The following is a 626-nucleotide window of genomic DNA, read 5'->3' as shown; positions in this document are numbered from 1 at the left end:
AAAAAAAAAGAAGAAAAGAAGGATAAAAAAAAAGAAGAGGAGAAGGGTGGAGGAGGAGGTAATAAAAGAAGAGAAAGAAAAGAAAAAGAGAGGAAGAGGAAGAAAAGGAAAAGAAAAGGGAGAGAGAGAGGAGAAAGGGGAGAAGGGAAAAGGAGAAAGAAGGAGAGGGGGAAGGAGAGAGGAAGAAAAGAAAAAAAAAAAAAAAAAAAAGAAAAAAAAAGGGGAGGAAGAAGGGGAAGAGGAAAAGAAGGGAAAGGAAAAGAGAAAAAAAAGAAAAGGAAAAAGAAAGAAGAAAAAAAAAAAGAAGAAAAAAAGAAAGAAAAAAGAAAAGGGGAAAAGAGAAGAAAAAAAGAGAAAAAAGAAAGAGAAGAAAGAGGAAAAAAAAAGAAAGGAAGGAAAAAGAAGAAGGAAGAGGTAAAGAGAAAAAAAAAGAAAAGGGAAAAGGAGAAAAAAAGAGAGAAAAAGAAAGAAAGAAAAAAGAAAGAAGGAAGAAAAAGAGAAGAAGAAGTGAAAGAAAAAGGAAAGAGAAAAAAGAAGAAAAGGAAGAAAAAAGAGGGAAGAGGGGAGGGGAAAAGAAGATAAGAGGAGGAAAAAGAAAAAGAAAAGGGGAGAGGAAAGGAAAACAG

At 32.9% G+C, this 626-nt stretch carries 1 protein-coding gene; it reads left to right on the top strand.

Features of this window, described 5'->3' with window-relative positions; translation table 11 throughout:
- The coding region (locus tag ACYQ5K_RS17550) for a hypothetical protein (protein WP_459778176.1) at window positions 1-582 on the top strand (582 nt) is incomplete at its 5' end.
- Between the last annotated feature and the right edge of the window lie 44 nt (window positions 583-626).

The organism is Allocoprococcus similis (assembly GCF_054660775.1).
This window is presented reverse-complemented; position numbering and strand designations above follow the sequence as displayed.